16 protein-coding genes are annotated in these 18,424 nt (G+C 74.3%); 4 read left to right on the forward strand and 12 right to left on the reverse strand.

The window, feature by feature from the left end:
- Nucleotides 1–189 precede the first annotated feature (189 nt).
- On the forward strand, nucleotides 190–3,219 hold the full coding sequence (locus A4E84_RS32125; RefSeq protein WP_335340842.1) for an AfsR/SARP family transcriptional regulator: 3,030 nt from the start codon (nucleotides 190–192) through the stop codon (nucleotides 3,217–3,219).
- A gap of 118 nt (nucleotides 3,220–3,337) precedes the next feature.
- Here A4E84_RS32125 and A4E84_RS32130 read toward each other — a convergent pair whose 3' ends face one another.
- The 3 genes from A4E84_RS32130 to A4E84_RS43080 form a co-directional block, all read right to left on the reverse strand.
- Entirely contained in the window at nucleotides 3,338–4,948 is a 1,611-nt protein-coding gene (locus tag A4E84_RS32130; RefSeq protein WP_062929906.1) for a glycosyl hydrolase, read from the reverse strand.
- Between the two features lie 261 nt (nucleotides 4,949–5,209).
- Nucleotides 5,210–5,656, reverse strand: coding sequence for a DUF4913 domain-containing protein (locus A4E84_RS32135; RefSeq protein WP_062929907.1), 447 nt, complete (start codon nucleotides 5,654–5,656; stop codon nucleotides 5,210–5,212).
- Nucleotides 5,657–5,934: 278 nt separating this feature from the next.
- The gene (locus tag A4E84_RS43080) at nucleotides 5,935–6,087 is read right to left on the reverse strand and encodes a hypothetical protein (protein ID WP_159029640.1); all 153 of its coding nucleotides are present in this window, start codon (nucleotides 6,085–6,087) and stop codon (nucleotides 5,935–5,937) included.
- A 43-nt stretch (nucleotides 6,088–6,130) separates the two neighbouring features.
- Here A4E84_RS43080 and A4E84_RS43085 point away from each other — a divergent pair, with 43 nt between their 5' ends.
- Nucleotides 6,131–6,682 carry a hypothetical protein gene (locus A4E84_RS43085; RefSeq protein ID WP_159029641.1) on the forward strand — a complete coding sequence of 184 codons (552 nt, stop codon included), beginning with the start codon at nucleotides 6,131–6,133 and terminating at the stop codon, nucleotides 6,680–6,682.
- A 54-nt stretch (nucleotides 6,683–6,736) separates the two neighbouring features.
- Here the strand turns inward: A4E84_RS43085 and A4E84_RS32145 are convergent, their stop codons facing one another.
- The gene (locus A4E84_RS32145) at nucleotides 6,737–7,771 is read right to left on the reverse strand and encodes a C40 family peptidase (protein ID WP_062929909.1); all 1,035 of its coding nucleotides are present in this window, start codon (nucleotides 7,769–7,771) and stop codon (nucleotides 6,737–6,739) included.
- Nucleotides 7,772–7,904: 133 nt separating this feature from the next.
- Between A4E84_RS32145 and A4E84_RS32150 the strand changes: the two genes are divergently transcribed.
- Both A4E84_RS32150 and A4E84_RS32155 read left to right on the forward strand, forming a co-directional pair.
- Nucleotides 7,905–8,297: a hypothetical protein gene (locus A4E84_RS32150; RefSeq protein WP_062929910.1), complete on the forward strand. Its 393-nt coding sequence runs from the start codon at nucleotides 7,905–7,907 to the stop codon at nucleotides 8,295–8,297.
- The gene (locus tag A4E84_RS32155; protein ID WP_062929911.1) at nucleotides 8,294–9,571 is read left to right on the forward strand and encodes a DUF418 domain-containing protein; all 1,278 of its coding nucleotides are present in this window, start codon (nucleotides 8,294–8,296) and stop codon (nucleotides 9,569–9,571) included. Before A4E84_RS32150 ends, A4E84_RS32155 begins: the two co-directional genes overlap by 4 nt.
- Here A4E84_RS32155 and A4E84_RS32160 read toward each other — a convergent pair.
- From A4E84_RS32160 to A4E84_RS32195, 8 genes are all read right to left on the reverse strand, one after another.
- Nucleotides 9,477–11,204 carry a type IV secretory system conjugative DNA transfer family protein gene (locus A4E84_RS32160; protein ID WP_079129417.1) on the reverse strand — a complete coding sequence of 576 codons (1,728 nt, stop codon included), beginning with the start codon at nucleotides 11,202–11,204 and terminating at the stop codon, nucleotides 9,477–9,479. The two genes, A4E84_RS32155 and A4E84_RS32160, sit on opposite strands and share 95 nt — an antisense overlap.
- 74 nt (nucleotides 11,205–11,278) lie before the next feature.
- Nucleotides 11,279–13,057 carry an ATP/GTP-binding protein gene (locus tag A4E84_RS32165; protein ID WP_062929912.1) on the reverse strand — a complete coding sequence of 593 codons (1,779 nt, stop codon included), beginning with the start codon at nucleotides 13,055–13,057 and terminating at the stop codon, nucleotides 11,279–11,281.
- Complete coding sequence (locus A4E84_RS32170) at nucleotides 13,054–14,547, reverse strand: SCO6880 family protein (protein ID WP_062929913.1); 1,494 nt, start codon at nucleotides 14,545–14,547, stop codon at nucleotides 13,054–13,056. The genes A4E84_RS32165 and A4E84_RS32170 overlap by 4 nt, the downstream gene beginning before the upstream one ends.
- 181 nt (nucleotides 14,548–14,728) lie before the next feature.
- Nucleotides 14,729–15,949 (reverse strand): hypothetical protein, encoded by a 1,221-nt coding sequence (locus A4E84_RS32175; RefSeq protein WP_062929914.1) that lies wholly within the window; start codon nucleotides 15,947–15,949, stop codon nucleotides 14,729–14,731.
- Between the two features lies 1 nt (nucleotide 15,950).
- Nucleotides 15,951–16,769: a DUF8175 domain-containg protein gene (locus A4E84_RS32180; RefSeq protein WP_062929915.1), complete on the reverse strand. Its 819-nt coding sequence runs from the start codon at nucleotides 16,767–16,769 to the stop codon at nucleotides 15,951–15,953.
- Nucleotides 16,770–16,792: 23 nt separating this feature from the next.
- Entirely contained in the window at nucleotides 16,793–17,077 is a 285-nt protein-coding gene (locus tag A4E84_RS32185; protein ID WP_062929916.1) for a hypothetical protein, read from the reverse strand.
- A gap of 85 nt (nucleotides 17,078–17,162) precedes the next feature.
- A complete protein-coding gene (locus A4E84_RS32190) occupies nucleotides 17,163–17,453 on the reverse strand; it encodes a hypothetical protein (protein WP_062929917.1) in 291 nt (96 codons plus the stop codon).
- A complete protein-coding gene (locus A4E84_RS32195; protein WP_335340843.1) occupies nucleotides 17,450–17,908 on the reverse strand; it encodes a hypothetical protein in 459 nt (152 codons plus the stop codon). The genes A4E84_RS32190 and A4E84_RS32195 overlap by 4 nt, the downstream gene beginning before the upstream one ends.
- Nucleotides 17,909–18,424 lie beyond the last annotated feature (516 nt).

The following is an 18,424-nucleotide window of genomic DNA, read 5'->3' on the forward strand; positions in this document are numbered from 1 at the left end:
GCTGTTCCCGGCCGGTCGCCCGGCCGGGGCGGTCTCGGCGGTGCCCGCGTACGCAACGGACACCGGCCGTCCACGGTTCAACTCGCCGGTGAAAAGGGGAAAGAGCGGCACGTCAGCGGTGACAGGTGACGGAACGGCATGTTCCGCTGAAGTGGGCGTACCGGAGCGGGTGCGCACTAGAGTCCGAACGTGGACTACGTGAATACCTTCCGTTTCGCTGTGCTGGGGCCGGTCCGGGCATGGCGTGGGGAGCGGGAACTCGACCTCGGCTCGCCCCAGCAGAGGGTGGTGCTGGCGGCGCTCCTCTTACGACGCGGGCGCCCTCTGCCGCTCGGCGAACTCATCGACGCCGTCTGGGGAGAGGAGCCGCCCGCTGCCGCCGTGTCCGTTCTGCGGACCTACGTGTCGCGCCTGCGCAAGGTGCTGGAACCCGACCGCGGCCCGGACGGGCAGCCTCGGGTGCTCGTCTCGGTCGGTGACGGATACCTGCTGCGCGTTCCGGACGACGGCCTGGACCTCGCCGGGTTCCAGTCCCGGGTCGCGCAGGCCAAGAAGGCGCGCGCCGCGGGCGACGTGTCCGGCGCCGCGGACCTGCTGCACGCCGCGCTCGGCGGCTGGCGGGGCGCCGCACTGACCGGACTCCCGGGCCCGCTCCCCGAGACGGCGCGCTCCTGGCTGGACGAGGAGTGGCTGGCCGCGCTGGAGGCCCGGCTGGACGCCGACATCGAGCTCGGACGCCACCACGAGGTGATCGCCGAGCTCTTCCCGCTCACCGCCGGACACCCCTTGCGTGAGGAGCTGTCCCGCCTGCTCATGCTCGCCCTGTACCGGTCGGGACGGCAGGCCGAGGCACTGGCCGCGTACCGCGGGACACGCGCCGCCCTGGTGGCGGAACTGGGCGTCGAACCCGGGCTGTCGCTCCGGGACCTCCACGAGCGCATCCTGGCCGCCGACCCGGCCCTGATGCCGCACCCGGCCCGGCATCCGGCTCCGGCGGTGCCCGGGCAGACCGGACCGTCCGTACGGGTGGCACCGTCCGGCGCCGCACCGGAGGACGGGACGACGGCCGACGGCGCGACGGCGGGAGGGACGGCGCCGGACGACGCGGCCCGCTTCGGCCCCGCCGACCCGCACGGTCCGGCGTTCCAGCCGGCCCGCCCCGCTCAACTCCCGGCGGACCTGCCGACGTTCGCCGGGCGCGACCCCGAACTCGACCGGATCGGCAACCTGCTGCCCCGGGACGGCAGCCCCCCGTCGACCGTGGTGATCAGCGCGATCGGCGGCATGGGCGGGATCGGCAAGTCGACCCTGGCCGTGCACTGGGCCCACCGCGTCGCCGACCGGTTCCCCGGCGGTCAGCTCTACGTCAATCTGCGCGGCTTCGACCCGACCGGCTCCGCGCTGACACCGGACGAAGCGGTACGCGGCTTCCTCGACGCGCTCGGCGTACCGCCGATGCGCATACCCGCGGGCCTCGACGCCCAGGTCGCGCTGTACCGCAGCCTGCTGGCCCGCCGCAGGGTGCTGATCCTGCTCGACAACGCCCGCGACACCGAACAGGTTCGCCCGCTGCTGCCCGGGTCCCCGGGTTGCCTGGTCATCGTCACCAGCCGCAACCGGCTCACGGGTCTGGTCGCCGGCGAGGGGGCGCACCCCCTGACGCTGGACCAGCTCTCCCCGGCCGAGGCGCACGACCTGCTGGCCAGGCGCCTCGGCGGCGACCGGCTGGCCGCGGAACCCCGGGCCGCGGACGAGATCGTCGCACGGTGCGGACGCCTGCCGCTGGCCCTCGCCATCGTCGCCGCGCACGCCTGCGCCCACCCCGGATTCCCGCTCAGCGCCATCGCCGACGAGGTGAACGAAAGCCACGGCAGCCTGGACGCCTTCACCGGCGGCGACGACATCACCACCGACGTACGGGCCGTCTTCTCCTGGTCCTACAAGGCGCTGTCCGCTCCGGCCGCGCGTCTGTTCCGGCTCCTGGGCCTGCACGCGGGGCCCGACATCTCCGCGCCGGCGGCGGCCGCCCTCGCCGGACTCGCCCCGCGTGAGGCGCGGGGGCTCCTTGCCGAACTGACCCGTGCCCACCTGCTCACCGAGCACTTCCCGGGGCGCTACACCCTGCACGACCTGCTCCGTGTGTACGCCGCCGAACGCGTAGGCGTGGAGGAGACCCCGCAGGAGCGGGATCTGGCGCTCCACCGGTTGCTGACCTGGTATCTGCACACCGCCGACGCGGCCTACCCGCACATCACCCCCAACCGCCGTCGCATCCCGCTGGAGCCGCGGCCGCAGGACTGCCGCCCGCTGGAGTTCACCACGCACGAACGGGCGCTGGACTGGTGCGAGACCGAACGGCCCAACCTGATCGTCGCCGTACACCAGGCCGCCCAGGCCGGGCACACCGGCACCGCGTGGCGACTGCCCGCCGTCCTGTGGGGGTTCTTCTACCTCCGCAGCCATGTGCACGACTGGCTGGACGCCGCACGGACGGGTCTGGCCGCCGCCCGCGGCTCCGGGGACCGGGAGGGGGTGGCCCAGGGCCTGGCCGACACGGCGGCCGCACTGCGCAACGCCGGCCGGTTCGACGAGGCCGTCGAGCACCTGCACCAAGCGCTGGCGCTGAGCCGGGAGCTCGGGGACAGGGAGGCCCGGGCCTCGGTGATCGCCAATCTGGGCGACGCGTACCTGCACGCGGGCCGGCTCCGCGAAGCCGTCGAGTACGCCCGCCGCGGGCTGGCCCTCGACCGTATCGCGGGCAACGTCTGGGGCGAGGGCATCGCCCTGAGCAACCTGGGCGACGCCTACCAGCGCCTGGGGCGTTACGACGAGGCCCTCGACTGTCTGCAGCGGGCGCTGGTCGTGCTGCGGGCGGGCGGCAACCGCTGGGTCGAGGGCGTCACGCTGGACATCCTCGGCACGATCCACCACCGGCTCGGCCGCCACGGCGAGTCCGTCGGTCACTACCGCCGGGCGCTCGCGACCCACCGGGACATCGGCAACCGCTGGGGCGAGGGCCACACGCTGGGCCATCTCGGGGACGTCCACCTCCACGGCGGAGAGCCCGAGGCGGCCCGGGCGAGCTGGCGGCACGCCCTCGCGATCTTCGCGGAGTTCGGCCACCCGGACGCCGAGCAGGTCCGGGAGCGGCTCGACCGCCTGCCGGACGGCCCGGAGGACGCGCGCGCCCGCGAGGCCGCGCCGAGACGGACCGCCTGACATGGCTCTCCTTCGAGGGTGATGCCTGCCGGCGATGCGCAGGCAGGCATCCGCACAACGCGTGCGGGGGTGAGGACGGTTCAACGCCGGGGGACCGTCCTCACCGCCGGGCGGTGCCTCAGCGCACCTCGCGGTAGATCCGCCCGCTCGCGCCGGGCACCGCCCCGTCGTACAGACCCGTCGGGCTGGTCTCCTTCGACAGCGCGAACCAGGCGTAGCGCTCGACGAAGTCCAGCTTGCCCAGCATCTCGGTGGAGGACCGGACGAAGTCGGTCTGCTCCTGCTCGCTCGGGTAGCGCGGGGCGCCCCGGGAGAAGTCGGTCAGGGCGTACTCGGTGAGCCAGACCGGCTTCTTGTAGCGGTCGTGGACGGCCTGCAGATATCCGCGCAGCTGGTCGGCCGCGCCGGGCCCGAAGTCGGCGCCGTACCAGTGCAGGGGGATGAAGTCGACCCGCAGGCCCCGCTGTGCGGCCCCGGTCATGAACCGGTCCAGCCAGCCGCCCGGCACGTCCGCGCCGGAGGCGACCGCGGGCGCACCCAGCCGCAGGCCGGTGGACTCCAGCCGGGGCCACAGGTCGAGGGCCTGCTCGGGTGACAGGTCGGCCTGGTCCGGATGGTCCGGCTCGTTGAAGCCCAGGAGCGCCTTCCCTTCGCGGGCGGCCTGCCCCAGTTCGGCGTCGGTGACCGAGCCCGGACCCCAGATCATCGGGACGAACTCGGCGCCGGTGGTGCCGGTGACGCCGTCGGCGGAGGAGGCCCAGTTGTAGTACCAGGACGAACCGGAGTCGGCCAGGGCCTCGGAGGCGCCCGCGACGGAGTTCAGGCCGACGCCCTTGCGGGAGGCGGCCGGGGCGCCGCCGTCGCTGCCGGGCCGCTGGGTGACGGCGGGGCCGGGCCCGGGTGCGCCGGCGCCGTCGCCGGTGCCGTGGAAGGTGACCGTCAGGCCTGTGCACTCCCGGCACTGGTACACGACCTGGTTGCCCTGTTCGGTGTCGTGCTTGGACCAGCTGTACGCCGTCGGGCAGCGCGCGGCGAGCGCGTCACTGTAGGGCGTCCTGGCATCCCGGTTCGGATTGACGCACACCAGGGGGCGGCCGGTGGCCCCGTCCTCGACCAGGTCGTCCGCCGGGCAGGCGGCCAGCAGGTCCGTGGCACACCCCGCCGGCGCGCACTCGCCCGACCTGGGCGGCGTCACGCCGTCCGGCGTGATGGTGACCGGCGACGCGACGGCGTTGACGTAACTGACGTTGTACCAGGGTGCCGCGCCGTCCTTCGGATCGAAGTTGAACTCGGCCAGACCGGTGGGCTGTTCACCGGTCGAGCACCGGTCGGCGTAGGGGCCGCAGTCGCCGACGGCGCAGTGGAACGTGCTTCCCTCTTCGCCGGTGCAGCCCTCGCGGGCGAAGAACTTGCCGCGCCAGTGCCCGGCACCGGAGTGCTCGGGGATCGTGACCGTGGCCGACGCGCCGGGGTCCAGGGTGGGCAGCCCGGTGAGCGGGGCCGAACCGTCGGCGTTGACCGTGCTGCCGATCCAGATGCGGTGGTCCGTGGTGTTGCGGAAGGTGACGGTGTGCTCGGGGGAGCCGACGCCGGCGGCCGGTGTCCCGGCGATGCTCACGCCGTCCGGGCGCTGGTCCTGGATCAGCAGCGCGGTGCCGGTGACACCGGCCACGACCAGGAGCAGCGCGAGCAGGAACGAGATGCGGCTGCGGAGGGGCGGTCTACGCATGGACCGCGCCTCCCGCAGGGGCGTCGTACGTCATGGCCGTCCTCTCTCGCCCGGCTCGCAGGCGGTACTCGGTTCTGATCAGGTCGCGCGCCGGTGCGGCTTCGGGACGCTCCTCGGCCGACCGGTTCCGGTTCCGGTCCGGGGAAGCGGGGTTGTCATCCGCCACGCGGCCTCTCTCAGCTGGGAAGGTGCGGACGCGAGGCGACAACGGGCGGAGGAGGGTGGCCGGTTCAACGCCCGGCTCGGCCGGCCTCGCGGGTGTCACGCCGCGGTCGGCGGCGGGCCGAACGGGTCGGGGAGATCGACGGGGGGAGTCTCCTTCCCCCGGTGGGCGCCGGGCTTGCAGCCGGCGAAGGGGCCCGAGGGGTCCCGAAGGGACGCCATGACCGGCAGCAGGTAGTCGCGGTGCCAGTTGGCGGGCCCGCTCGGGCCGGACCCGGGGCCGGTCAGCTCCATCCAGGCCAGCCACAGGCCGTGGAGCTGTGCGACCGCCTCGGGGTGCTCCCACCAGCGCGAGCACCAGGGAGCGGCGGAGGTGACCTCCCGGCCGTAGACGGGCAGCAGCACATGATGAGCCCACAGGGTCAGCTGCCGCAGCGCCTCGACGTATTGGGCGCCCTGGAAATAGAGGATGAACGACGGTGCGGGGAGCCCGGGCGGTCCCGGCGGGGCTGCGGGCTCCTGGGGGTCGGACTCGGGACTGCTCATGGAGGCGTTCCTCGGTGCGGGGTCGGGTCTCGTCCTGGCGCACACCACAACGCGCGCGTGGCACGCGGGGGTTCATCCGCTCTGAACCCCCGCCGTCCCGTTTCCGTTGTGCTGGCGACTCCGCGACGGAGTCGCACGTGACGATCTCGCAGGAAGTGAGCGCTTCACATGTCAGGAAACCACTCGGACGACAGCTTCCGGACGGCACGAAGCCGGCAGAGCGGCGGTTCCGCGGAGCGGGAGCGCAGCACCAGCCCGGAGAGCGACGGCTCCGGGCCCTACCCGCCCAGCACGTCGAGCAGTTCGCGCCAGTCCCAGTCGCAGTACTCCCAGTCGCAGTACTCCCAGTCCTCCCAGTACTCGTACGCACCGTCCTCGCAGACGGCGGCTGCCCCGCAGACGGGGGACAGCGGCTGGACACGTGCCGCCAACGCCACCCTCGCGGCGGCCCCCCTGGCAGGGCAGGGCGCCGCCATGCTCGGGACGCAATACGGGTCCGACCCCAACGCCTCCTTGCAGGGCTACGGTGGCGCGGTCGGTGCGACGGCGGCCGCCAACGCGGCCGAGGTCGCCCGGCAGCTCTACTACGCGCGTAACGTCGCGACCAACCCCACGACGCCCCAGCCCGCCCCCTCCTACACCAGGATCGCGGGATCCACGGTCGCGACCGTCGGAGGTGCCGTCTACGGTGCCGGGGCCGGAATGAACCACCCGGGCATGCAGGGCTTCGGCGCCATGGCCCAGGCCGTCGGGACGGCGGTGACAGTGGCGGCTCCGCAGCCCATGCACGACCCGTCCCGGCAGCCCGGGCCGCAGCAGATGCCCACGGACGCCTACGGTCCGACGCTGCCGCAGTACAACCAGCAGGTCGGGTCATACCTCGCGCAGCAACAGCAGTACCAGCAGCCCGGCCAGTCACGTGGCGGCTCGGCGCCCCAGCGGCCCTCCGCGCCGTCGCACTCCTCGTCGCACAGCCACGGGCAGGGAGGCCGCCGCAGGGCAGGCGGTGGAGGCGGAGCCCGATAGCGGGACCGTGTGAAGCGGGGCGGGTCCTTGTCGCGGGCCCGCCCCGCCGCACGCTCAGGCGTCGGGCCGCACCACCCCGAGGATCTCCATCGACCCGGCCGGCGCCACGGTCACGTTCCGCCCCGGGCGAGGGGCGTGGATCATCCGGCCGTCGCCGATGTAGAGCGAGACGTGACTGGCGTCCGCGTTGTGGATGATCAGGTCACCGGGGCGCATCTTCGCCACCGGGACGCGGTGCAGCAGCCGCCACTGCTCCTGCGAGGTGCGCGGGATGACCACGCCCGCCGCCAGCCACGCCTGCGAGGTGAGACCGGAGCAGTCGTAGGAGTCGGGGCCCTCGGCGCCCCAGACGTACGGCTTGCCCAGCTCCCTGGTCGCGAAGACCACGGCCTCGCGGCCCGCGCTGCTGCCCTCGGTGCCCGCGCCGTCGAGGACGCCCGACCGCACCCACTCCGCCTGGGCCTCGTCGGCTGCCCTGTGTTCGAGCGCGGCCAGTTCACGGCGCTGCTTCTCCGCCAGCCCCGACTCCACCTTCCGGGCCTCCCGGATGCGCGACTGGATCGTCCTGCGGTGGGAGCCGAGGGAACCGCGGTTCTTCCGCAGCCGCCTCAGCTCCTCGCCCTCCGCGTCGCTGCGGGTGCGCAGTTCCTCCTGAGCCGTGGTCAGGGCGCCGACCGTCCGCCGGGTGGCCAGCTGCGCCTGACGGGCCAGGGACGCGTTGTCCAGAGCGCGTTCCGGATCGCGGGCGAGGGCGAACTGCACCTCGGCCGGGACACCGCCCCCGCGGTACTGGGAGCGGGCCGCCGCCCCGGCCAGTGCGGTCAGACGGCTCAGTTTCCGCTCGGCCGCGGCCACTTGGGCCCGGAGCGTGCCGAGGCGCTTCTCCTGCCGCGTGATCTTGCCGTCCAGGGCGTTGTACCTCTCCGTGGCGACCTCGGCCCGGTGGTAGAGGCGGTCGAGTTCGGCGCGCACCTCGGGGAGAGTCTGCGGTTCGGCGCCGGCGGGCGGGTGGAGCGTCGCCGTCAGGGCCAGGGCCAGCGTGACGACGGCCGCGGTCCGGCGGCCGCGCGCGCCCGGGTTCTGTGTCATGCGGTTCGTGGCTCCTTCGTGGTCACGTGGGCATCCGCACAACGGACCGTGCCCCGCGGCGGTTCAAGGACGATGTGAACCGGGAGGCCCCCGGGGGCCGTTGTGCCCGCAGGGCCTATGCGAAGGGATTGATGTGGACCCACAGGTGGTGCTGCTCGCGCTGTGCACGGGGCTCGGCTTCGGCTGCCTGCTGGCCGCGGTCCGGTCGCTGGCGACGGCCGCCTCCCTGTGGGCGCGCGGCCGTCGCGTGACGGGACGGGTGACGGCACGTGCGGCGACGGACCGCGGGCGCGGCCGGCTGGTGGTGTACTCCGACCATCTGGGCAGGGACTTCGTCCTCGATCCCGGGCCGCTCGGGCCGTTGTGCGGAGTGCCGCCGGTCGGCGGCAGCGTGCCGGTGGTCCATGCGCGCGAGCACCCCACCCGGGCCGGACTGTGGACGACGCGGCATCTGCTGGCACCGTCGTTCGGGTGGTTCCTGTCCGCCACCGTGGCGTTCGGCACCGGCATCGTGACGGCGGGGTGAGCCCGCCTCGCGCCCGGCGGATCGACGAACTCGATGTGCTGCGCGGGTTCGCCCTGTTCGGCATCCTGGTGGTCAACGCCCTGCTGATGGCGGGCCCGTACACGGTCCTCGGCGGCGGGCCCGGGGCGTCGGGGGCGGACCGCATCGCCGCGTGGGCGGTGACCGCCCTGGTCACGGCCAAGTTCTACGTCCTGTTCTCCTTCCTCTTCGGCTACGGCTTCGCTCTCCAGGCCCGGTCCGCGCGCCGGGCCGGTGCCGCCTTCGCCCCCCGCCATCTGCGGCGCACGGCCGGCCTGTTCGTCCTGGGCGCGGCACACGCGGCCCTGCTGTACCCCGGGGACGTCCTGACGACGTACGCCGTCCTCGCGCTGGTGCTGTACGGGCTGAGCGGCCTCGGCGTCCGGGCACTGCTGCGGGTGGCGGCCGCCCTGCTGCTGCTCCTGGCGGCGCTGCTGCTCGGGTACGGGCTGCTGACCGTCGCCCTCACCGAACCGGTCCCCGACGCCTCGTACACGCCCGGGGACGCCGCGCGGGCCGCCGCATACCGGGGTGACGCCGCCTCGGTGCTGCACACGCACCTGCGTGACCTGCCCGCCGTGCTCGGTACGAATCTGCTGTACGCGCCCGCCATGCTGGCCGCGTTCCTGGGCGGGCTGGCCGCGGCGAAGTCCCGGCTGGCCGAGCGACGCGGACAGGACCGCGCGTGGCTGCGCCGGACCGCCCTGCGCCGGCTGCCGCTCGGTCTCGGCGGTGGTGCGGTCGCCGCCTGCTGCGCGAGCGGGCCGCTGGACGGCCGTTGGTTCCTCGTCGGGCAGGCGGTCACCGTTCTGACCGCCCCGGCGCTCGCCACGTCGTACGCCTGCGGTCTGCTCCTGCTGCTCACGGGCCGGGCCGGGGCCCGCGTACCGGCGGCGGCCGGTGTGCTCGCCGCCGCCGGGCGCATGGCGCTCACCCACTACCTCACCCAGTCGCTCGTCCTCGCCTGCGTCTTCTCCGGGTACGGGCTGGGGCTGTACGACCGGGCCGGCACGGTCGCGGTCCTGGCCGACTGCGTGCTGCTCTACGCCGCCCAGCTCTGGCTCGGCGCACGGCTGTCGGCGCGGACGCGGTACGGGCCGGCCGAGTGGGTGCTGCGCGCCGTGACGCTGGGCCGCCGCCCCGGAGGCCCGCCGCGGCCGGTCACGAAGCCCGCTTGGACAGCGGCACCCCTCGCGTCCCGGTCGGACCCGCGACGGAGCGCGGAGCCGGGAGACGGCGTGCCGCCCGCTCCGTGATGGCCGCCGTCTCCGCCTTCGCCGCCGCCGAGATCCCCGCCGCCCAGGGCTCCTTGTACCAGGGGCGCAGCCGGATCAGCGCGGGCTTGACGCCGGTGGCGAGCAGCAGGGCCGTGCCCTTGGGCAGGGCACGGATGCGGTCCGGCGGCAGAACGGCCTCCTGGCGGTAGGAGTACGACCGGGACGTGCCCTCCTTGCCGCGCGAGACGGTGGGGGTGCGGACGTCGTGCTGGCCGACGAGCGTGGAGATCTTCTGCACGAAGTCGGCGTCGTCCAGACCGGCGCCGAGGAGTTTGACCGTCGCCGCGCTCCACAGCGCGTCCATGCCGACCTCGCCCCAGACCCGGGCACCCTGGCGGTAACTCTGCAGCAGCGTGACGACGTTGATGCCGCGGGAGCCGAAGTGCGAGTACAGGTCGGGCAGATCGGAGATCCGGCAGACGTTGGCGGCCTCGTCGAGGACCGCGGTCAGCGGCGGATCCAGCCGGCCGCCCATGCGCTCGGCGGCGACCACACCGGCCCGCATCGTCGCGTCCGCGAGGCCGGCGATGACGCCGGCCGCGGAACCGCCGCCGTCCTTGGAGAGCAGGTAGAGCGTGTCCCGGCCGAGGACATGCCGGTCGGGGCGGAACTCCGGGAGCCGCGGGTCGGGCGAGACCCAGGCGAGGATCTCCGGGTCGAGCAGGCAGGACACCGTCTGGCGGGCGGTCTCGTAGATGCCGTCCCGGGTCTCGACCGCACCGCGGACGGTGCCCTGCAACTGCTCGGCCATCGCCACGAGCCCGGCGTCGCGCAGCAGGTCGACCGGGGTGCGGTCGGCGGGGTCGGCGAGCCAGCCGAGCAATTCGGGCAGGGGAGTCCCGCTGCGGGCCGCCGCCAGGAAGAGAGCCGTGAGGGTGTTCTGGGCGGCCGAGATCCAGAAGTCCTTCTTCGCCGTGTCGTCGTTGACGGACGCCACGAAGTGACCGGCCATGCGGCGGGACCCCTCGATGGTGTGGCACTCGCCGAGCAGGTCCCACCACAGGGCGCGCGGGGTGTGCGCGATGCCCTGCGGGTCGAACGTCCAGACCGTGCCCGCCTTCTCGCGTTCGGCGCGGGTGACGGCGTACACGTCCGACTTGTTGGACGTGAGCAGGACGGCGCCCTGGGCACGCAGCACCCGGGGGACCGCGATGCCGGTGGACTTGCCGGCCCGTGGCGCCATCAGGTCGAGCTCCACGTCCTCGTGACTGCTGCGCAACTCCGGCCCGTTCGGCATGAGGTCGCCCAGGAGGTTGCCGGTCTCGTCCGGGTGGAGCCGGTCACGGCCCTCCAGGGTGGGGCGTAGTTCGCGGGCGCGGGCCTCGATGCCCTTGGGGCACATCGCGGCGAGTTCGCGCCGCCCGGCCAGGCCCTCGGTGCGGCCGGCCCGGCCCAGCAGGAAGCGCAGCAGCAGGGCGACGGGCAGGGCGACGAGCGCAAGCAGCCCCAGCATGCCGCCGTAGAGTGCCGCGGCCGGTGTCCCGGGCCACAGGCCGCCGGGCCCGCCGGTCACCAGTCGCGTCACCGTGGACAGGGCGAACGGCGGGCCGTGCCAGCCGTTGCCCGTCAGCCCCGACCCGAGGGTCCCGCCGGACCAGACGACGGTGAACATGACCAGACCGGTCCCGGCGAGCGCCACGATCGCCCACGGCACCTGCTCGTGCGCGCTGCCGGTGCCCGGGGCCCTCACGCGGTCCACCTCCCCGCGTCGCCTCCGAGCGCCGGGCCCTGGGGCGTGCCGGGCAGCGCGTACGCCCCCTCCTGGGCGGCCCGGGCCACCTGCGCGGCGGTGCGGGCGAGTTCCTGCTCGACGGCCCGCTCGACGGTCTGCTCGGTCGCCGTCCACCGGGTGTTGGTGTCGTGCAGCCTGCGTTCGGCGTCGGTGATCGCGACCTTGATCGGGATGCCGGGGCGCCCGCCGACCTTGATGAGGAAGCGGCCCCGGCCGGGCGGCTCCTCGTGCTCCCCCGAGACCCCCCAGCCGGGCGGGGAGGACCACGACGACACGAGCTCGATCTCGCGCCGGGACAGCCCCACCACCTTTCCGAGATCCTCCATCTCCGCCTTCGGCAACCCGGCGCACACCACCATGCCCGCCCGCTCCACGAACCCGCGGGCCTTGGCCCGGTCGGCGTCGGTGCCGAGGGCCTCGGCGTCCTTGAGCGTGTGGGTGATCTTGGCGTCCCCCAGGCCGAGGGAGCGGTTCAGTCGCGTCAGCGCGTCGATGCGGTCGACGATGCCGGAGGCGGCGCGCAGCGGGCGCCACAACTCGTCGAGCACCGTGAAGAACCAGCGCCGCGGCTCGAGCCCGGCGTCCGCGAGCGCGTGCGAGGCGGCCACCGTGCCGAGCCCGTCGGACCAGGCGGCGAGCATCGCGGCGGCGGTCAGCTGGGTGTCGGCCTCACCGATGCCGGAGATGTCGATGCACACCGCGGGGGCGGCCGGGTCGATGCGCGTGGAGGTCTCCGATGCGAACGTGTCGCCCAGCGGACCGTCGAGGATGCCCAGCAAGGAGCGGTGCAGCGGGTCGACGGCGTCCCGGTAGCGGGCGTCGTCACCGCGGTCCAGGGTGACCGCGCGCACCCGGTCGGGGCCCTCGGCGAGCACCCGGAGCACGTCCGGCAGCAGCACCGTACGGCCCTGCGGGGTGCGTTCGCGCAGGTGATGCAGGACAGCCGAGAGCACGGACTGCTCGTGGTCGTCCATCGGCCGGCCGCGCACGATGGTGATCAGCGCGGCCACCATGTTCAGCACCCGGCCGTGCGTCTCGGCCTTCAGCACCTCGCCCGCCTCGCCGCCGATCCGGGCCGCCGCCGCGCCCATGGCGCCCGGGTCGAGGACGTTGATGCCGCCCCGGCCGCGGCCGATGGAGATCACCTGACCGCCCAGGGCGCGGACGGTGTCGGCGTAGTCGGGCTTGAGGTCACCGAGGACCAGCGGGACGACACCGGTCGCGGAGAGACCGATCAGCATGCGGTTGACGAGCGTGGACTTGCCCAGGCCCGGCATGCCGAGCATGAACAGCGACGGGTTGGAGATGTAGCGGGCCCGGGTGAACCAGTTCAGCGGGTCGCCGCAGACCGTGGCCCCGGTGAACAGGTGCTGTCCCAGCGGTACCCCCGTCATGGGTGAGCCGGAACCGGCGGCGAACGGCCACATACCGCACGCCTGCACGGTGGTGGCCCGCCACATGGTCGGCGGGTCCAGATAACCGACCCGCCCGCCCCCGGGCCCGTACCAGCCGCGCGGCGGCACGAAGAGCTCGCGCGCCCGGGAACCCCCGCTCGCCTGCCGTTTTCTCCGGCCCGTGCGGCCTCCGCTCCGCCCGCCGCCGTCCTCGCCCGGCCCGGGCTCGACCGGCCGGGCGCCCCCCGCTCCGGCGCGCAGCGCGCCCAGTTCCTCGCGTACCTGCAACTCGGCCAGCCGGTCTGCCTGTTCGGCCCGCTTCTCCTCGCGGCGGCTCACAGCGCCTCCTGCAGTTCGTGGGGGATCAAGGTCTGCTCCCACGGAAGGATCCCGGCGGGCAGCGTGCAGCTGAACGCCGCCGCCTGCATCCGGTCCGCGGGCCGCATCAGCACCCGGGAGGCGGCCGTCAGATTGCGCACGGTGACGCTCGCGTCGGCCAGCTGCTCCATGGTGTCGACGGTGACCGTCAGCATGAGCGAGAACTCCACGAGCCCGGCACCCGACGCCTCCTCGGCCGCGGTCTGCTCCGCCGCCCGCATCTCCGAGGCCGCGCGGGCCTGCACCATGCCCCGGCCCGACGTCGCCATGAACTGGGCGCTGCGCCGGTCCGCCTCGACGATCCGGGCCGAGGTGGCCGGGTCGATCGGCCGGTACACCAGAGCGACCCGCTTGCGCCGGGTGCCGGGCGCCGCCTCCAGCATCCCCCGGAGCACCGAGGACCGGACCGTGCCGCGCGGCGCCAGTGTCATCAGCCAGGTCCGGGAGACCCCCGAGTCGTGCTGGTAGCTGCCCACGGTCTCGACGGCTGCTGCGGGCCCGGCGTCCTCCCACTCCAGGCCTGTGCCGCCGTGCCGGGCCCGGGCATCGAGGACGTCGGCGGCGACCGCCGGGTCGTATGCCACCCGTACGACCTCCGCGATCCGTTCCGCCGACAGCGCGGAGGCCGCTCCACCGCCCGCCGCCACCAGGCCGCTGAGCAGTCCGGGGATGCGGATGGCGAGGTCGGTGATCACGTCCTCCTTCTTCCGCCGCTGGTTGGCCGGCACGCCGTAGGTGAGGCTGACGTACGTGTGCATCTCGGAGGACGCGGTGGGATACCGCTCGACGACCTCCTCCATCACGGCCCGGGCCGCCGCCGGCGCGTTCGCCCGGATGCGGGGCAGCACCTCGTGGGCGAGCCGGGTGCCGGGGTCGGGGGCGGTCTCCACGATCACCGACGCGCCGCGCAGGCCGGGCTCGTGGGCCAGCCGGGCCAGCCACTCGCCCCACAGCGCGACCCAGACGTCCACCTGGTCGGGATCGACGAGCGCGCCGCCGTCGGGGTCGCAGCCGAGCACGATCGTGTAGAGGTTGCGGCTGGGGTGGTGCAGCACGCCGAAGGGGCGGTCGTAGGCGTCCCGGCCCTCGGTCGCGGTCACCTTGTTGAGCAGCCCCGGCGGACGGAACCGGCCTCCGGGCCGGGCGGACAGCGGCCCGGAGACGTACAGGTGCGCCCCCTTGGCCTTGCGCCGCCGCCAGCCGATGCGCAGGGCCATCAGCTGGTAGACGTTGCGGCCGTCCTGGGTGCGGATGGCGAGCGGGACCAGGAGCACCGCGATGGGGGTGAACACCACCATCGCCGCGTACAGCGAGATCAGTGACGCGAGCAGCGTGAGGACGAGCCCGCCGAAGACACCGAAGGTGCCGACGAGACCGAGCGGGCCGAGCCCGGGACGCCGGGGGCGGCGCCAGTTCCCGTAGGTCGGGTGAGTGACGGCTTCCGTGGACATAGGGGTCCGTTTTCCCTTCGTGGAGCGCGCCGGAGTGGTGCGGTGACGGGCCGGGGCGCGGAACGACTGAGGAGGGCGGGGACCACCGGGCTCCGCGGGGGGATCGGGAGCCCGGCGGCCGTTCGGGGTGGAACGGGACGGGCGGTCCGGCAGGGACGTCGGACCGCCCGCGCCGCAGGGGTCAGGTGTTGTGCCCCTTGTCCGGGTCGGCGCCCTCCAGCGAGCCGGAGGCGGTACGGCCGGCGATCTGTGCCGCCGTCACCGCCGCCCCGATGGCGACACCGGCCGGACCGCCCGCCGCCGCGGCGGCCCGGCCCGCGCCCGCGGCCGCCCCGCCCCCGCCGCCGCCCGCTCCGGCGCCCGAGGCGCCCGGACGACCCGCGCCCCCTGGACCGGGCGCGCTCGGCGTGCCGGAGGCTCCGGACGAGCCCTGCGAACCGCCCGAGCCGCCCGGCCCGGACGCCCCCGACGCGCCGCGCGGGCCACTCTGCCCGCCACTTCCGCCACTGGTGCCGAGCGAACGGGCTCCGGACGCGAGGGACCCGCCGACCGTGGACATCGCCCCGGACATCGCGGACGCCCCGCCGAGTGCGGCGGTGGCGGGCACGACGAGCTTCAGCAGGGCGGGCAGGGCGACGGCGGACAACAGCATCACGCCGATACCGGCGATGCGTTCGTTGATGTCGCTGCCGCCGTCCCGACCCGAGCTGATCATGGCCGAACCCGCGTACAGCACCAGCCCGGCCGCCGGTTTGTACAGCAGCCAGGCGATCATCCAGCCGAGGTGCTTGCGCCACCAGCCGCCGCCCCAGTCCGTCATGGAGGCGGCGGCGGCCAGCGGAAGGGTGCCCAGCAGCAGGATCATGACGCCGAGGCGGATGTAGAGCAGGATCGTGTGGATGATCCCGGCGATCAGCAGCAGGAAGGCGAGCACCAGCAACAGGAACGACTCGATGCCGTTGCCGTCGGAGCAGGCGCCCACGGCGCTCAGCTGCTTCTCCGCGCCCGCGTTGAACAGGTAGGTGGAGTAGTCGTCCGAGAGGGCGGCGGCGGCCGTCACCACGGTGGTCGCGGCGCCGGACACGAGCACGACCCGCAGGATGCCCTTCAGGGCGGTCGTACCGGCCGCGCCGCGCCGCTCGATCGCCATCCGGGCGGACGCGAACAGCAGCGAGCCGACCGCCAGATACACCACGATCCATTGGGTCTGGCTGTTGATGTCCTGGGCGGTGGTGGTCCCCGAGAGGGTCGGGATGCCGGTGGTCAGCGCCCCGAACACCGCTATGGCGCCCGCCAGTACGGCGTTGGCCACGCCTTCGACGATGGTCCCGATGGGGTCGCCGAGGAAGCTGAAGAATCCGACCGCGATGTCGACGATGGGATTACCGGTCGGGCAGGCCACGTCAAACCCCCCAGAGCAGATGGCCGTTGGTCCCCTGAACCGCCTTCACCGGGGTGTGCAGGGCACCGTTGTCGGAGGGCTGGACCTTCCAGTCACCGCCGCTCCAGCGCAGGGCGACGGAGGTCGTGGCGTAGCCCTGACCGGTCTTGAGCAGAAGCTCCACCGTCGCCGCCGCGCCGGAGTAGGCGGGCACCGAGAATCCGGCATAGGAGGCGGCGGACGAGCCGCCGGACCCGGTGTCCGGGCGGGAGCCGGAGGCGGAGCCGGTGCTCCGCGTGCCGCCCGGGGCGTCGTCCCGGACGGTGGATCGCTTGAAGACGAACAGGTCCCGTCCCGGGCCGGCCACGACCTGCTCCTGCGCGATCGTCCGCCAGTCGGGTCCGCTCATGTGCGAGGGAATGATGTGGGCGGCCAGTACGGCCCCGGCCGGCGTGTGCGCGAAGCACCACCACACGGGACCCTGGGCCAGGGTCGGGCCCGCCGACGCCGAGACGGGCACGCGCGTGACGCCGAGGGCGCGCCAGTCGACATCGTCCGGCGGGGACGTGGGCATGACGTCGCCGTTACGGTCGTCGGTGCGGCACCCGTCGGGCCGGCCGTCCTTCATGGCCGGGGAACCGGACAGCGGCCCCTTCGACGGCGGGGTGCTCGCGCCGTCGTCCGCGGTGCCCCGGCCGGCCGTCAGGGCGACGATCCCGCTCAGCAGGACGACGACGCCGAGGAACGCCGCCGACACCTGCCAGCCGCGCTGCTTCCAGTACGGCTCCGACGGATCGGAGCGGTACCGGCGTGGCTCCCGGTACTCCCTGCGCGTGAACATCTCGATCGTCCCGTCGTCCGCGTTCAGTTGAAGACGAAGCGGACCAGCGGACCGGCCGTGGCGACCAGGACGCAGCCACCGAGCACCATGCCGAGACGGCTCATGTGCTCGGAACTCTCACCGCGCTTGAGGGAGACGGCCATCATCGTGCCGGTGATCAGCACCCCGGCCACGCCGGCGGCGGTGCCCGCCCAGGCGGCTATGCCGAGCACGGTGTTGACCTTGCTGGTGAGTTCGCCGGGGGCGTTGCTCTGCGGCTGGGGCACACCGGCGGCGAGCAGGTGGGTGGTTTCGAGGAGCAGGGACATGGGTTCTCCGGATGGTCGGCGCCGCGCGTGAGCGGCGGGCGCGGGGAAGCGGGTGAGTGGGTGGTGCGGAGGAGGAGCCCGGCCCTCAGTGGAGGGACAGATCACCGAGGAACGCGACGATCGGACCGGCCGTCGTGGCGAGCAGGCAGGCCAGGGTGACGAAGAAGAAGCCGCGGAAGTACGTGCCGCCCTCACCCGGTTCGCCACGCCGCAGCTGGATCGCCATCTGCATGCCGACGATGAGCAGTCCGGCGACCCCCGCGGCCGAGGCGCACCAGGCGAGGACACCGAGGATCGCGCCTGCGTCGGGGGTCGGGGTGTAGGCGGCGAGCCGCCCGCCGAAGGGCAGGGCGAGGCTCGTGAGGGGGGAGGTCATGCTTCGGTTCCTTCACCGTCGGCGCCCACCAGGTCGGCGAGCACGCTGAGTTGCCGGGGCAGCCGCGCGGGCTGACCGCCCACCCGCCAGGCCGGGATCCACGGCACGCGCTGCACGCGGGCGACCGAGCGGACGACCCGGATGCGGCGCAGCAGGCCGAGCGGGAGCCGCCCGGGGGCGTCGGCGACGAGGACGACACCCAGCAGGTCGATCCCCTGAGGGGCCTTGCCGTCCCGCAGCGCGCCCAACGCCCGTGACACGGCGCGCAGTCCGCGCGCGCTCGTCCGGCCGACCAGCAGGATCCGGCGCGGCTCGCCCCGCGCGGGCTCCGGCCAGCGCGCGCCCACGTCGACCCCGCCGAGCGTCTCGGCGAGCGAGGTGGCGCCGGCCCCTCCGTGGGTCTTGACCCACCCGATCTCGTCCCGTGACCTGCCGCGCGCCGTGGCACGCCGCACCGGCTCGCCCCAGGGGGCCTCGCCCCCACCGGAGGCCGGGACGGAGGTCCGCGGGGCGGAGACGGCGGAGCCCCCGCGGGTGGCCTGCCCCGCCCCCCTGTCAGGCCCCGGCGCTCTGCCGGAGTCCGGCAAGAGGCCAGGCCCCGGCGCTCTGCCGGACTCCGGCAGAGCGCCGGGTTCCGGCCCCCTGCCTGGCCCCGGCGAGGGGCCAGGGCCTCGCGCGGGACCCGGGCGGGGCGCCCGCGCGGCGTGCGGAGCCGTCGTGGTGGCACGACCCGTCGAGGGGGCCGGGGCCACCCCCGCGCTCGGCGGGGCGCCCGCGCCGGAGGTACCGCCGGCACGGGCCGCCGGCCGTCCGGGCTTCGGCCCCCGGACCCATGACTGAGGGTTCGACGGCGTCTCCTCAGGAGTGCTCATGTGCGGTCAGCCCTCCTTCTCCGCTCACGCTTCGGCTGTGCTGGATCATTCGATGTCCACTGGTTTGAACTGAATTGCTCCCGGGCCCGTTTCGATCTC

Source organism: Streptomyces qaidamensis (assembly GCF_001611795.1).
Classification (GTDB): Bacteria; Actinomycetota; Actinomycetes; order Streptomycetales; family Streptomycetaceae; genus Streptomyces; species Streptomyces qaidamensis.

Coding starts and splice junctions, on each gene's coding strand:
- A4E84_RS32130 (WP_062929906.1), bottom strand. CDS start 4,948: ATGCGTAGACCGCCCCTCCGCAGCCGCATCTCGTTCCTGCTCGCGCTG.
- A4E84_RS43085 (WP_159029641.1), top strand. CDS start 6,131: ATGCTCGGGACGCAATACGGGTCCGACCCCAACGCCTCCTTGCAGGGC.
- A4E84_RS32160 (WP_079129417.1), bottom strand. CDS start 11,204: ATGTTCACCGTCGTCTGGTCCGGCGGGACCCTCGGGTCGGGGCTGACG.
- A4E84_RS32180 (WP_062929915.1), bottom strand. CDS start 16,769: ATGTTCACGCGCAGGGAGTACCGGGAGCCACGCCGGTACCGCTCCGAT.
- A4E84_RS32185 (WP_062929916.1), bottom strand. CDS start 17,077: ATGTCCCTGCTCCTCGAAACCACCCACCTGCTCGCCGCCGGTGTGCCC.
- A4E84_RS32145 (WP_062929909.1), bottom strand. CDS start 7,771: ATGACACAGAACCCGGGCGCGCGCGGCCGCCGGACCGCGGCCGTCGTC.
- A4E84_RS32190 (WP_062929917.1), bottom strand. CDS start 17,453: ATGACCTCCCCCCTCACGAGCCTCGCCCTGCCCTTCGGCGGGCGGCTC.
- A4E84_RS32170 (WP_062929913.1), bottom strand. CDS start 14,547: ATGTCCACGGAAGCCGTCACTCACCCGACCTACGGGAACTGGCGCCGC.
- A4E84_RS32135 (WP_062929907.1), bottom strand. CDS start 5,656: ATGAGCAGTCCCGAGTCCGACCCCCAGGAGCCCGCAGCCCCGCCGGGA.